This window comes from Pseudomonas sp. ChxA, assembly GCF_030263855.1.
GTDB lineage: Bacteria > Pseudomonadota > Gammaproteobacteria > Pseudomonadales > Pseudomonadaceae > Aquipseudomonas > Aquipseudomonas fluorescens_CB.
The window spans coordinates 1,551,291-1,563,673 of the sequence record NZ_JARPMK010000001.1 but is presented as its reverse complement, the minus strand read 5'-3'; the positions used below and the strand labels follow the sequence as shown (position 1 = coordinate 1,563,673).

The window sequence follows — 12,383 nt, the reverse complement described above, 5'->3', positions numbered from 1 at the left end:
CACCGGGGTGATGCTATCGCAGGCAAGCCAGCTCCCACATTCAGTTACAGCATAGGCAGTTACAGCATAAGCAATTACAGCATAAGCAATTACAGCAATGTGCTTACGAGTTAGCGCGAGCCTGGTTACGCAGGGCTTTTACCTGGTCGTGGTTGCGTTGTGCGCCGTGGAACTGACGCTCAACCAGGTCACGAATACCCAGCAGGTTGTGCTTGTTGATCTTCTCGATCGCTTCCTTGTAAGCCTTCAGGGCGTGGTCTTCACCGCGCTCGGCTTCGTTCAGTACTGCCTCTTCATCTTTACCGGTGACCAGCGACTTAACGTCGACCCAACCACGGTGCAGAGCGCCGGCAACCGAACCGGATTCTTCCGGATCGCCACCCAGGGCACGCACGGCTGTTTGCAGCTCGGCTGCGGCAGTGGCGCAGTCGGCGGAGCGTTTCTGGAACAGCGCTTTGAGCTCTGGATGCTTGATGTCTTCAGCACAAGTCGCGAAGCCTTTCTGGCCGTCTTTGCTGGTCTCGATCAGGTCGTTGAGTACGGAGATCGATTCTTTATTGATGTCAGTCATTTTTCAATTCCTTGTGCGGGTTAAGAAGGTTGTCTTAATGATTGCAGCGCCCGTGCCAGTTTTTGAAAAACTATTTTATTTATATATTTCAGTAACTTACGAAATATTGAACCATCTGTATGTACGTTATTTGCATGATCTGTCATTTGGCCTTCATGCAGAATGCCTGTATTTTCCAAGGTGTCGACTCCAGCCCTTGAAGATCATGAACCCCGAAAAACTCGAATTGCTGATCACCCGCGAAATGCCCTTCGGCAAGTACAAGGGACGGATCATTGCCGACCTGCCCGGCCCCTACCTGAATTGGTTTGCCCGTGAGGGTTTTCCTCACGGCGAGCTGGGCGGTTTGCTCGCTTTGATGCAGGAAATCGACCACAACGGCCTGTCCGAACTGCTGGAGCCGCTGCGCGTAAAACACGGCAAACCTGCCCCCCGTCATTAAAGAGCGCCCGCTATGCCAAGGAATGCAGACAACGAACGTCACTGGCACGCCATCGCCCAGCGCTATGAGCTGGAGCCCGGCCCGATCAATCTGGAAAACGGCTACTTCGGGCGCATGAGCCGTGCTGTGCGGGCGCAGTATCTGGAGCATGTAGCCTTTATCAACCGCAGCAACTCGCTGTATGTGCGTCAGCGCTTCGAGCAAGGTGAAAACGTCGAGATCCGTCGGCAACTGGCCGGGCTGATCGATGCGGACCCGGAGGCGATCGCCTTCACCCGCAACGCCACCGAGGCTCTGCAATCGCTGATCCGCAACTACAACGGCCTGCGGCCGGGCGATCAGGTGCTGATCAGTGATCTGGAGTACGACACGGTCAAAGGCGCCATGCGCTGGTTGGCCGGTGTTCGTGGCGTGGAAGTCGTCGAACTTGCCCACGCCCACCCGGCCAGTTTCGACAGCCTGGTGCAAACCTATCGCAATGCGTTCGTGCAGTACCCGCGCCTCAAGCTGATGCCGCTGACCCATGTCACCCACCGCACCGGCCTGGTGATGCCTGTCAAGGCCATCGCCAAGGCGGCGCGTGAGCATGGCGTAGACGTGATTCTGGATGGCGCCCATGCGCTGGGCCAGATTGAATTCAACTTGGCCGAGCTGGGCATTCAGTTCGCCGGGTTCAACCTGCATAAATGGATCGGTGCGCCGCTGACCCTGGGCTTCCTGTATATCGCCCCGGAGCGCCTGGCCGATATCGACCCGGACATGGGCGAGTTTCACTACCCGGCCAGCGACGTGCGTGCGCGCACCTCCTACAGCACGCCGAATTTTCCGGCGCTGATGACCTTGCCGCTGGTGCTGGAGGAACATCGCAACCTCGGCGGCTCGACGGCCAAGGGCGCGCGGGTCAATTACCTGCGGGATCGCTGGGTAAGCCAGGTACGTGGGTTGCAGGGGATTGAGGTGCTGACGCCGGATGATCCGCGGCTGTATTGCGCGATTACGGGGTTCAAGTTTACTGGGCGGGATCAGACGGCGATGGCGGATCGGTTGCTCAAGGACTACGACCTGTTTACCACCACCCGCACGGGTGCGGCGTTTGGCAGCTGTATTCGGGTGACGCCTGGGCTGGTGACGTCAGCTGCGGACATGGATGTGTTGGTCAACGCAATAACTGAGTTAAGCACGGACTAAAAATGTGGGAGCTGCCTTTCTGTGGGAGCTGGCTTGCCTGCGATGCAGACAACTCAGTACATCAGGCACACCGAGTTGATGCTATCGCAGGCAAGCCAGCTCCCACCTTTGACCGAGTATGGCCCTGCTGTTGCTGTTGCTGTTGCTGTTGCTGTTGCTGTTGCTGTTGCTCCGGCCCTTACATCCTTTTCGCTGGCGAAGTCAGCGGTCTTTTGATCTGCGCTTTTGATCGTGATCTTGATCTGAAATCGCCCCGTCAAACACGATGGCCGGAATCTGACAGGGATTTGGGGGGTAAACCGGCAGGGATGCCGGTTTAGCCGCGCTGGGCCAAGGATGGCCCATCGCGGCGGCCCCCCAAATCACTGGCGGATTGCGGGCATGCCGAGCCTAAGCGAGGCACCGAGTGTTGGGGCGAAGACTTTTTGGTTACTTTTGTGTCTTTACAAAAGTGACCCGCTGTAAGAGCGGAACCCTACTCAGCCGTTACCGCAGCAACGGATATGCCCCCCGACCGCCCAGCCCCACCGCCATCGCAGGCAAGCCGGCTCCCACACTTGGACCTGTGTGAACCTCAAGGTTTTTTGCAGGCAAAAAAAAGCGGTACACCGACCAAGTGCACCGCAAAAATGCCGTTAAAGCACAGCAACAACGATTCGGTAAATCAGATCAGTCCAGCAGCGCCAGCGCCTGTGCGGTGACTTCCTGGATACGCGCCCAGTCGCCGTTCTTGACCCATTCAGGGTCCAGCATCCAGCTACCGCCCACGCACATCACGTTTTTCAACGCCATGTAGTTTTTGATGTTGGCCGGGCCAACGCCGCCAGTCGGGCAGAATTTAACTTCGCCAAACGGGCCGCCCAGGGCCTTGATCGCTGCCACGCCGCCGCTGACTTCCGCCGGGAACAGCTTGAAGCGGCGATAACCCAGGCCATAGCCTTCCATGATGCCGGAGGCATTGCTGATGCCGGGCAGCAGCGGGATCGGGCTGTGCACCGAGGCTTCGAGCAGGTCGCGGGTAATACCGGGCGTGACGATAAATTGCGAACCGGCCACCTCGGCCGCTTCGAGCATGTGGCGGTCGAGCACGGTGCCGGCACCGGTGCAGAGTTCAGGGCGTTGCTCGCGCAGTACCTGAATAGCCTTGAGGCCGAACTCGGAACGCAGGGTCACTTCCAATGCGGTCAAACCGCCGGCTGCCAGGGCATCGGCCAGCGGCAGGATATCCTGTTCGCGGGCGATGGTGATCACTGGCAGGATCCGCGCCTTGGCGCAGAGGCTGTCGATCAGGGCAACTTTATCCGCCATGGACACGGTCGGTTGAGGGCTTTTCATAGCGGCTGATCCTTGGCTCATGGGCACCAGTAAATCTCTAAAGTAGGTTGCAAAAACGCGCGAATCGGCATGGCAGCAACGTCGTCACTGGCCAGCGCAGCGCTCAAAGTGGTCAATTTCGAACTGCCGGAAATCGACAGTACGGTGTAATGGGCCGTGGCCAGCAGCGCGCGACTCATGGTCAGGCGCTGGTGCGGCACGGTCGGCGCCAGCATCGGCCAGCAACGGCGGCTGCCGTCGGGCTTGAGCGCCTCGCCCAGGTTGGGGCTGTTGGGGAACAGCGATGCGGTGTGGCCGTCATCGCCCATGCCGAGTACCAGCACATCGATAGCGGGTAGCTCTGCCAACTGGCGATCGGCCAGTTCGGCGGCGTCTTCAAGGTTCGCGGCAACGTTGTACAGGCTGAGGAATTTAGCCTTGGCCGCCGGGCCCTGGAGCAAATACTTCTTCAACAGGCCGGCATTGCTGTCGGCGTGTTCCACCGGCACCCAGCGCTCGTCGGCCAGGGTGATGGTCACCTTGGACCAGTCCAGGCCTTGCTTGGCCAGGTTCTGGAAAAACGCCACGGGGCTGCGGCCGCCGGACACTACCAGCGTGGCTTCGCCACGGGCACTGATGGCCGCGCGCAGTTGCTCGGCCACGTCATTGGCCAGGCCATCGGCCAGCAACACAGGCGTGCGGTACTCATGGGCTGTCACGCCCTGAGGCAGTTTCAATTCAGATATCGCCATACCACGACCTCCCATCCCGCGTGATCAGTGCAATCGAGCTCATCGGCCCCCAGGACCCTGCCGCATACGGCTTGGGCGCATCTCCAGATTTTTTCCACCCGGCGATCAACTGGTCACACCACTTCCACGCGGCTTCGATTTCATCTTTGCGAACAAACAGGTTCTGATTGCCGCGCATTACTTCCAGCAACAGCCGCTCGTAGGCATCGGGAATCCGTGCGCTGCGATAGGTGTCGGAAAAATTCAGTTGCAGCGGGCCGCTGCGCAGTTGCATGCCCTTGTCCAGGCCTTGCTCTTTGGTCATCACGCGCAAGGAAATACCTTCGTCGGGCTGCAGGCGGATGATCAGTTTGTTGCTGATCTGCAGGCGCTGCTCGGGGGCGAAGATATAGTGGGACGGTTCCTTGAAGTGGATGACGATCTGCGACAGCTTTTGCGGCATGCGTTTGCCGGTACGCAAGTAGAACGGCACGCCGGCCCAACGCCAGTTACGGATATCGGCACGCAGGGCGACAAACGTCTCGGTGTCGCTCTGGGTGTTGGAGTTTTCTTCTTCCAGGTAGCCCGGCACCGGCTTGCCGGCGCTGTAGCCGGCGATGTACTGGCCGCGCACCACCTGGGTGGTCAGGCCTTCCGGGCTGATCGGCGCCAGGGCCTTGAGCACCTTGACCTTCTCGTCACGGATGCTGTCGGCGGACAGGTCGGCCGGTGGGTCCATGGCGATCAGGCACAGCAGCTGCAGCAGGTGATTCTGGATCATGTCGCGCAGCTGGCCGGCCTTGTCGAAGTAACCCCAACGGCCTTCGATACCGACCTGCTCGGCCACGGTGATTTCCACGTGGGAAATGTAGTGCTGGTTCCACTGGGTTTCGAACAGGCTGTTGGCGAAACGCAGCGCAATCAGGTTCTGTACGGTTTCTTTGCCCAGGTAGTGGTCGATGCGGTAGGTGCGGTTTTCCGGGAAAAACTGCGCCACGGCGTCGTTGACCTTGCGCGAGGACTCCAGGTCCGAGCCAATCGGTTTTTCCAGCACCACGCGGGTATTGTCCGCCAGGCCGACCTTGGCGAGGTTCTCGCAAATCGCGCCATACACCGCCGCCGGGGTGGCGAAGTAGGCGATCAGGCGTTGGTCGCTGCCGGCCTTTTCGGCCAGGGCGATGTAGTCATCGGCTTTCATGAAGTCGACGTGGACATAGGCCAGGCGCGCGAGGAAGCGCGCAACCACGACCTCATCGAGTTCCTTGCCGACGTATTTACGCAGTTCTTTTTCGATATGGGCCAGGTGCTCCTGCTCGGTCCCGGCTTCACGGGCCAGGCCCAGGATGCGCGTATCCTCGTGCAGCAGCCCGGCGCCATCGAGTTGATAGAGGGCAGGAAATAACTTGCGCAGCGCCAGATCACCCAACGCGCCAAACAGGGCAAAGGTGCAGGGTTCTACGGTTATCGAAGGCATGATGTTTGTTCTTTTATCAAGTTAAGCTACAAATACCTTTTTTCAAGGCATCACTCAAGGAAAAATGTAGTAATAACCACAACATTTTCCCGAAATACGCATTCCGAGTGGTGGTGTTCAGCTACCCTCAGTAGGATAGGCCACCGCAAAGGGCCACTCGTCGATTGGTTACCGCCCTTTATTTGCATCGTCGCCCGAAGGAAAGACTGAATGGACCGCGTGCGAAATCTTCTGGAACAGATCCGGAACCGCCTCGAAGAATTGAACAAGGCCGAGAAAAAAGTCGCCGAGGTCATCCTGCTGAACCCACAGCAGGCGACCCGCTTCTCGATCGCCGCCCTCGCCCAAGCCGCCTCGGTCAGTGAACCGACGGTCAACCGTTTCTGCCGTTCGTTCGGCGTCAGCGGTTACCCTGAACTTAAATTGCAGCTGGCGCAAAGTTTGGCCAGTGGTGCGGCGTATGTCAGCCGCGCCGTGGAGGCCGATGATAACCCTGAGGCCTACACCCAGAAGATCTTTGGCAGCGCCATTGCCTCCCTGGACAGCGCCTGCCAGGCCCTGGACCCGGCACTGATCAGCAAGGCCGTGGATTTGTTGATCCAGGCGCGACAGATCCACTTCTTTGGCCTCGGCGCTTCGGCACCGGTGGCCATGGATGCGCTGCACAAGTTCTTCCGTTTCAACCTGGCCGTGACCGCCCATGCCGACGTGCTGATGCAGCGCATGATCGCGTCTGTGGCGCACACCGGCGAGCTGTTTGTGATCATTTCCTACACCGGGCGTACCCGCGAGCTGGTGGAAGTGGCGCGTATAGCCCGGGAAAACGGTGCATCGGTGCTGGGCGTCACCGCCGAGAACTCGCCGTTGGCCAAGGCCAGTACCGTAAGCCTGAACATTCCATTGCCGGAAGACACCGACATCTATATGCCGATGACCTCGCGGATCATTCAGTTGACGGTGCTGGACGTGCTGGCCACCGGCATGACCCTGCGCCGTGGCGTGGATTTCCAGCCGCATCTGCGCAAGATCAAAGAGAGCTTGAATGACAGCCGGTATCCGGTTGGGGATGAATTTAACTAGCAGCAATCTCCACCAGCAGTACCGGCCCTATCGCAGGCAAGCCAGCTCCCACAGTGGACCGAGTTCCACATTTGGAATGCATTCCTCTGTGGGAGCTGGCTTGCCTGCGATGGCAGCATAAGCACCACCGCTAAACCCCAGCCCGCGCCTGCAAACTCAAATGCGCCCGCTCCCCCGGCGCCAGGCTGGCCCCGGCCATCGCCGACTCCACGCACACAAACCCCGACGCCTCGTTAAAGCTCACGCCCAACAACGGCCGGCTGCCTGGATGCCACACCACGGTGTCGGCGCTGTCACCGGTATCAATGCACAATTCGCGTTGCCAGGCGTGATCCTTGAGCTGCAATTCACCGTCATGCTGGAACACCCGCTGGCACCCACCATCCACCCGCAACTCACCTTCCTGCTGGCAAACCTGGCGACTGAGCTGGTCATAACCTTGCGCACCGTCCAGCCCAGACAGCGCTATCTCGTCGACGTGACCAATACGCCAATAGGCGTGCAAAGCATGGCTCAATTGGCAGGGCAACTCGTCCTGGTGTTCGGTACTCAGACGCAACTCAAGGGTTTCACCCAGGTGCGCGTGCAGGTCGACCTGCCAGTCGCACAGCTGCAATTGCCAGTGCAGGCGCACACCGTCGTCGTCGGTGCTGCTGTCGAGCAGTTTCCAGTCGATCAATCGCGCCCAGCCATGGGACGGCCAGGCGTTTTCGCTCGGATGGCGCCCATACCACGGCCAGCACACCGGCACGCCGCCACGGATGGCACCGACCTGCGGCCATTTGGCTGCACACCACAGCCAGGGTTTCTGGCCACGGGGCTGAAAGTGCAGCAATTGCGCGCCCTGGCGACTGAACACCGCCTGGCACAGCGGATGGTCGATTACCAACACGTCGCGCATCTGAAAGCGCTCCCAGGCGAACACCGGTTGTTCACGCAGGGATTTGAAAAAGCGTTGCAGCGGATGCTCATGCATGTGCCACGGTCCTGGAATTCAATGTCGCTCAAACCTTGGTTCCCCTTGTGGGAACTGGCTTGCCTGCGATGCGGGCGACTCGGTTTGTCTGAACGACCGAGGCGATGCGATCGCAGGCAAGCCAGCTCCCACAAAGGTTGTGCAGTGCTGCCCAAAAAAAGCGGGTAGCCATGGCTACCCGCAAAATGCGCACAGAGAGAAGGAGCTTATCGCAACAGCGTTAGAACGTAGACTGAATTTTCAGGCCTGCTACCAGCGCGTTGTCGACTTCTTTCACACCGCCCGGGTTTTTGATGTATTGCAGGTTCGGGCGTACGGTCAGCCAGTTGGTGACGTGGAAGCCATAGTTGAGTTCGACGTTGTACTCGGTGTTACGCAGCGGGGAGAAACCCGCTTGGTCGTAATCGGTGAAACCGCCTGAAGCATTCAGCAGTTCAGCAGTTTTCTTCACGTCGCTGTTGGCATGGATACGCGAAACACCGATACCCACGTCATCTTTGGTACGCGCGTCAAATGGCCCTTTATACACAAGCATCAGCGACTGGTAGTTGTCGACCAGGTTGGTGTCTTTGTCGTGGAAAGTCACGTTGGCCGCAATGTTCAAGCCGCGCGAAGCGTCGCCATTGTGGGTGGTGAGCTGCTGTTGCAGAACGCCCCAGTAGCCGCTTTTGCTGTTGCGAACGCGGAAGGCTGCGCCAGTGGTGCCAGCATCGTTACCGTTGACGTCTTCACGCACATCGGTAGCGTCGGCGGTGCTCTTGTAGTAACCCACACGGTATTCGCCCGGCAGGCCATTGACCTTCGGCGACCAGACCAATTCCACCGGCAATACGGTGCCCTTGGTGCCGCTGCCGCTGAGTTTGAAGCCGTTGCCGTGCTCCAGCTGCGACGGGTTCTGGTTGTACGCGCCGATTTGCGCATACAGCTCAGGCGTGATGTTGTACTTCACGCGGATCGCCGCCTGGCTGACCGGCCAGTTGTACCAGGTGTTTACGTAGTTACCGACTTGCGAGCCGCAGAACGACAGGTTCTGGAAGTCGCACGGGAAGGTGTTGAAGTCTTCGCCTTCGCCGAAGTAACCGAGTTTCACGTCCAGCTTGTTGTCGAACATCTGGTGCTGAATCCAGAACTGGGTCAGACGCACCATGTGGCCACGGCCATCGACTTCTTGAGACGAACTCAAGGTGCCGGCACGCGGGTCACCAATACGGTCATTGGAGATGTTCGCGCCATTACGATTGGTCAGTTGGATCTTGGCCTGGGTGTTATCCCAGCCCCACAGCTTTTGCAGATCCAGTGCTACGCCCAGACCAAACTGGTCAGCGTAACGGGCAGTTTTGTCGTTGTTATAGCCACCGTGCAGGTTGCCACCGACTTCCCCAACGTAGTCAGCCTTGATGTCGATACCTTGCTCGATCAGCTTGGTACGCTCGCCGCCCCAATCGCCGGTCATCCACTTGGAATCGGCACTGAACGCATCGTCTGCCATCGCATTGGCGGACAATACCAGGGCTGCTGCTGCTGACAGTTGGCAGATCAGCCGAGTGTTGTTGTGTTGCTTTTTCATCCCTACATCCTCGTCTTTATTGTTATTAAACTGTTTTTATCTAACGCGGTTTACTTTTTTTAACTAAAACAACACGTTATCTGCTTCAGCGGCCTTTGAATTGGGCCACATTATCGGCATGCCCTTGTGATGGCAGTGAAGCAGCAGTGCCCAAGCGCTCGCCGGTTTTGGCGTCGAACAGCAATACTTTGGCCGGGTCGAATTGCAGGGTCAGCGTCTCACCGACCTGCGGTGCAACGTCCGGGGCCAGGCGGCAGCAGACTTTGGTGTCGTTGAGCTGCACGAATACCAGGGTGTCCGGGCCGGTCGGCTCGGTAACCTGGACTTCGGCACGAATGCTCGATGCAGTGTCGCCCTCGCCGTTGGCCAACATGATCTGCTCCGGGCGCAGGCCCAGGATCACGTCGCGGTCTTCCAGGCCGGCATCGCTGACGTTAAGTGCCAGTTCGCAACGCGCCTGGCCACTGTCGAGCAGCGCCACCAGGCGGCCGTCCTTGCGCTGCAGGCGCAGCGGCACGAAGTTCATCGGCGGCGAACCGATAAAGCTCGCCACGAACTGGTTGGCCGGGTTGGTGTAGATGTCTTTGGGCGTGCCGAACTGCTGAATAATGCCGTCCTTCATCACCGCTACTTTATCGCCCAGGGTCATCGCTTCGATCTGGTCGTGGGTGACGTACACGGTGGTGGTTTTCAGGCGCTGGTGCATCAGTTTCATTTCGGTGCGCATCTCGACACGCAGTTTGGCGTCGAGGTTGGACAGCGGTTCGTCGAACAGGTAGATCTTCGGCCGACGAGCCAGGGCGCGGCCCATGGCTACACGCTGTTGCTGGCCACCGGAGAGCTGGCCCGGCTTGCGGTTAAGCAGGTGTTCGATTTGCAGCAACTTGGCCACACGCGCCACTTCGGCGTCGATATCGGCCTGGGGCATCTTGCGGATCTTGAGGCCGAACTCGATGTTCTCGCGCACGCTCATGGTCGGGTACAGCGCGTAGGACTGGAACACCATGGCGATGTCACGGTCCTTGGGGCTCATGCCGCTCACGTCCTGGTCGCCGATCATGATGGCGCCGCCGGTGATGGTCTCAAGGCCGGCGATGCAGTTCATCAAGGTCGATTTACCGCACCCCGAAGGGCCGACCAGAATCAGGAACTCACCCTCTTTGATCGACAGTTCGATGTTCTTCAAGGTGTCGGGCAGGCCGGCGCCATAGGTCTTGTTTACATTGCGAAGTTCAAGCGTAGCCATGATTACCCCTTGACCGCGCCGGCCGTGAGGCCGCGCACGAAATACTTGCCTGCGATCACATAGACCAGCAGGGTCGGCAGCCCGGCGATCATCGCCGCCGCCATATCCACGTTATATTCCTTGGCCCCGGTGCTGGTGTTGACCAGGTTGTTCAGCGCCACCGTAATGGGCTGCGAGTCGCCGCTGGAGAACACCACACCGAACAGGAAGTCATTCCAGATCTGGGTGAATTGCCAGATCAGGCAGACCATGATAATCGGCGTCGACATCGGCAGAATGATCTGACGGAAGATGGTGAAGAATCCTGCACCATCCAGTCGTGCCGCCTTGATCAGCGCGTCAGGAATGCTCACGTAGTAGTTACGGAAGAACAGTGTAGTAAACGCCAACCCGTAGACCACGTGTACAAACACCAGGCCCGTGGTGGTACTGGCCAGGCCCATCTTGCCAAGGGTGAACGACGCCGGCAGCAGCACGGTCTGGAACGGCAGGAAGCAGCCGAACAACAGCAGGCCGAAGAACAGCTGCGAGCCCTTGAAGCGCCAGAACGACAGCACGTAGCCATTCAGCGCGCCGATGGCGGTGGAAATCAGTACCGCCGGAACGGTGATCTTGATCGAGTTCCAGAAGTAACCATCCACAGTGGCCCAGGCCTTGACCCAGCCAATGCCGGTGACCACGGTCGGCCAGCTCAGCAGGTTGCCGGTGCTGATGTCTTCCGGGGTTTTGAAGCTGGTCAGCAGCATCACCACCAGCGGCACCAGGTACAGCAGCACGGCGAGGATCAGCACCGCGTAGATCGCGATGCGACTCAGGCTGATGGCAGGTTTGGAGGCGAGACTAGTCATTGCGCTTGGTCCTCAGCTCGGAATACAGGTAAGGCACGATGATCGCGAGGATCGCGCCGAGCATCAGGATTGCACTGGCCGAGCCCATGCCCATCTGGCCACGGCTGAAGGTGAACGAGTACATGAACATCGCCGGCAGGTCGGACGAGTAGCCCGGGCCGCCAGCCGTCATGGCCGCTACCAGGTCGAAGCTCTTGATCGCGATGTGCGCGAGGATCATCACGGCACTGAAGAACACCGGGCGCAGGCTTGGCAGCACTACGCTCCAGTAGATACGCGGCAGGCTGGCGCCATCGATTTGCGCGGCGCGCACAATCGACTGGTCGACGCCACGCAGGCCTGCCAGGAACATCGCCATGATGAACCCCGAGGCTTGCCACACGGCAGCAATCACCAGGCAGTACACGACGCGGTCGGGGTCGATCAGCCAGTCGAGACGGAAGCCTTCCCAGCCCCAGTCACGCAGAAGTTTGTCCAGGCCCATGCCCGGGTTGAGCAGCCATTTCCAGGCCGTACCGGTCACGATCATCGAGAGCGCCATCGGGTACAGGTAAATGGTGCGGATAAAGCCTTCGCGGCGGATCTTCTGGTCGAGGAAAATCGCCAGCGTCACGCCGATCACCAAAGTGATGCCGATAAACATGCCGCCAAACACCGCCAGGTTCTTGCTCGCCACCCACCAACGGTCGTTGTCGAACAACCGCGCGTATTGCGCAAGGCCGGCCCATTTGTAGCTGGGCAGGAACGTGGACGTGGTGAACGACAGCACGAATGTCCACAGGATGTAGCCGTAGAAGCCCACCAGCACGATGAACATGCTCGGCGCCAGCACCAGTTTAGGCAGCCAGCGTTGCAGCGCATCGAACGGCGAGGCCTTGCTGAACACAGCAACAGAACTCATGGGAAAATCCAGTACAGGGAAAAAGGACTACAGGAGCAAGCCTTG

Annotated in this window: 12 protein-coding genes; 3 read left to right on the top strand and 9 right to left on the bottom strand. The window is 59.2% G+C overall.

What is annotated here, in order from left to right; genetic code table 11:
• Positions 1-103: 103 nt before the first annotated feature.
• Complete coding sequence (locus P5706_RS06945; protein WP_017139192.1) at positions 104-571, bottom strand: ferritin-like domain-containing protein; 468 nt, start codon at positions 569-571, stop codon at positions 104-106.
• Between the two features lie 205 nt (positions 572-776).
• On the opposite strand from P5706_RS06945, the gene P5706_RS06940 reads away from it, so the two are divergent.
• Positions 777-1,013 carry a DUF3820 family protein gene (locus P5706_RS06940; RefSeq protein ID WP_017139191.1) on the top strand — a complete coding sequence of 79 codons (237 nt, stop codon included), beginning with the start codon at positions 777-779 and terminating at the stop codon, positions 1,011-1,013.
• 12 nt (positions 1,014-1,025) lie between these two features.
• The gene (locus tag P5706_RS06935) at positions 1,026-2,201 is read left to right on the top strand and encodes an aminotransferase class V-fold PLP-dependent enzyme (protein WP_285678831.1); all 1,176 of its coding nucleotides are present in this window, start codon (positions 1,026-1,028) and stop codon (positions 2,199-2,201) included.
• A gap of 669 nt (positions 2,202-2,870) precedes the next feature.
• Here P5706_RS06935 and P5706_RS06930 read toward each other — a convergent pair.
• From P5706_RS06930 to zwf, 3 genes are read right to left on the bottom strand one after another with little or no spacing between them, the layout of a single operon-like run.
• On the bottom strand, positions 2,871-3,536 hold the full coding sequence (locus P5706_RS06930) for a bifunctional 4-hydroxy-2-oxoglutarate aldolase/2-dehydro-3-deoxy-phosphogluconate aldolase (protein ID WP_026013852.1): 666 nt from the start codon (positions 3,534-3,536) through the stop codon (positions 2,871-2,873).
• A 17-nt stretch (positions 3,537-3,553) separates the two neighbouring features.
• Entirely contained in the window at positions 3,554-4,267 is a 714-nt protein-coding gene (gene pgl, locus P5706_RS06925) for a 6-phosphogluconolactonase (RefSeq protein ID WP_285678830.1), read from the bottom strand.
• The gene (zwf, locus tag P5706_RS06920; protein ID WP_200434274.1) at positions 4,254-5,720 is read right to left on the bottom strand and encodes a glucose-6-phosphate dehydrogenase; all 1,467 of its coding nucleotides are present in this window, start codon (positions 5,718-5,720) and stop codon (positions 4,254-4,256) included. The genes pgl and zwf overlap by 14 nt, the downstream gene beginning before the upstream one ends.
• Before the next feature lie 219 nt (positions 5,721-5,939).
• On the opposite strand from zwf, the gene P5706_RS06915 reads away from it, so the two are divergent.
• The gene (locus P5706_RS06915; RefSeq protein ID WP_170039859.1) at positions 5,940-6,800 is read left to right on the top strand and encodes a MurR/RpiR family transcriptional regulator; all 861 of its coding nucleotides are present in this window, start codon (positions 5,940-5,942) and stop codon (positions 6,798-6,800) included.
• A 130-nt stretch (positions 6,801-6,930) separates the two neighbouring features.
• Here the strand turns inward: P5706_RS06915 and P5706_RS06910 are convergent, their stop codons facing one another.
• The 5 genes from P5706_RS06910 to P5706_RS06890 form a co-directional block, all read right to left on the bottom strand.
• Positions 6,931-7,776: a D-hexose-6-phosphate mutarotase gene (locus tag P5706_RS06910; RefSeq protein ID WP_285678829.1), complete on the bottom strand. Its 846-nt coding sequence runs from the start codon at positions 7,774-7,776 to the stop codon at positions 6,931-6,933.
• Between the two features lie 220 nt (positions 7,777-7,996).
• Positions 7,997-9,343, bottom strand: a complete 1,347-nt coding sequence (locus P5706_RS06905) for a carbohydrate porin (RefSeq protein WP_200434272.1) — start codon at positions 9,341-9,343, stop codon at positions 7,997-7,999.
• A gap of 85 nt (positions 9,344-9,428) precedes the next feature.
• Positions 9,429-10,589 carry an ABC transporter ATP-binding protein gene (locus P5706_RS06900; protein WP_200434271.1) on the bottom strand — a complete coding sequence of 387 codons (1,161 nt, stop codon included), beginning with the start codon at positions 10,587-10,589 and terminating at the stop codon, positions 9,429-9,431.
• Between the two features lie 2 nt (positions 10,590-10,591).
• On the bottom strand, positions 10,592-11,437 hold the full coding sequence (locus P5706_RS06895) for a carbohydrate ABC transporter permease (protein ID WP_058421424.1): 846 nt from the start codon (positions 11,435-11,437) through the stop codon (positions 10,592-10,594).
• Positions 11,430-12,338 (bottom strand): carbohydrate ABC transporter permease, encoded by a 909-nt coding sequence (locus tag P5706_RS06890; RefSeq protein WP_138814103.1) that lies wholly within the window; start codon positions 12,336-12,338, stop codon positions 11,430-11,432. The genes P5706_RS06895 and P5706_RS06890 overlap by 8 nt, the downstream gene beginning before the upstream one ends.
• Between the last annotated feature and the right edge of the window lie 45 nt (positions 12,339-12,383).

What these genes read in the sequence shown, in the direction of transcription:
- P5706_RS06890 (WP_138814103.1), bottom strand. Translation starts at nt 12,338, where the DNA reads ATGAGTTCTGTTGCTGTGTTCAGCAAGGCCTCGCCGTTCGATGCGCTG.
- P5706_RS06945 (WP_017139192.1), bottom strand. Translation starts at nt 571, where the DNA reads ATGACTGACATCAATAAAGAATCGATCTCCGTACTCAACGACCTGATC.
- P5706_RS06935 (WP_285678831.1), top strand. Translation starts at nt 1,026, where the DNA reads ATGCCAAGGAATGCAGACAACGAACGTCACTGGCACGCCATCGCCCAG.
- pgl (WP_285678830.1), bottom strand. Translation starts at nt 4,267, where the DNA reads ATGGCGATATCTGAATTGAAACTGCCTCAGGGCGTGACAGCCCATGAG.
- P5706_RS06910 (WP_285678829.1), bottom strand. Translation starts at nt 7,776, where the DNA reads ATGCATGAGCATCCGCTGCAACGCTTTTTCAAATCCCTGCGTGAACAA.
- P5706_RS06895 (WP_058421424.1), bottom strand. Translation starts at nt 11,437, where the DNA reads ATGACTAGTCTCGCCTCCAAACCTGCCATCAGCCTGAGTCGCATCGCG.
- zwf (WP_200434274.1), bottom strand. Translation starts at nt 5,720, where the DNA reads ATGCCTTCGATAACCGTAGAACCCTGCACCTTTGCCCTGTTTGGCGCG.
- P5706_RS06900 (WP_200434271.1), bottom strand. Translation starts at nt 10,589, where the DNA reads ATGGCTACGCTTGAACTTCGCAATGTAAACAAGACCTATGGCGCCGGC.
- P5706_RS06940 (WP_017139191.1), top strand. Translation starts at nt 777, where the DNA reads ATGAACCCCGAAAAACTCGAATTGCTGATCACCCGCGAAATGCCCTTC.
- P5706_RS06930 (WP_026013852.1), bottom strand. Translation starts at nt 3,536, where the DNA reads ATGAAAAGCCCTCAACCGACCGTGTCCATGGCGGATAAAGTTGCCCTG.
- P5706_RS06905 (WP_200434272.1), bottom strand. Translation starts at nt 9,343, where the DNA reads ATGAAAAAGCAACACAACAACACTCGGCTGATCTGCCAACTGTCAGCA.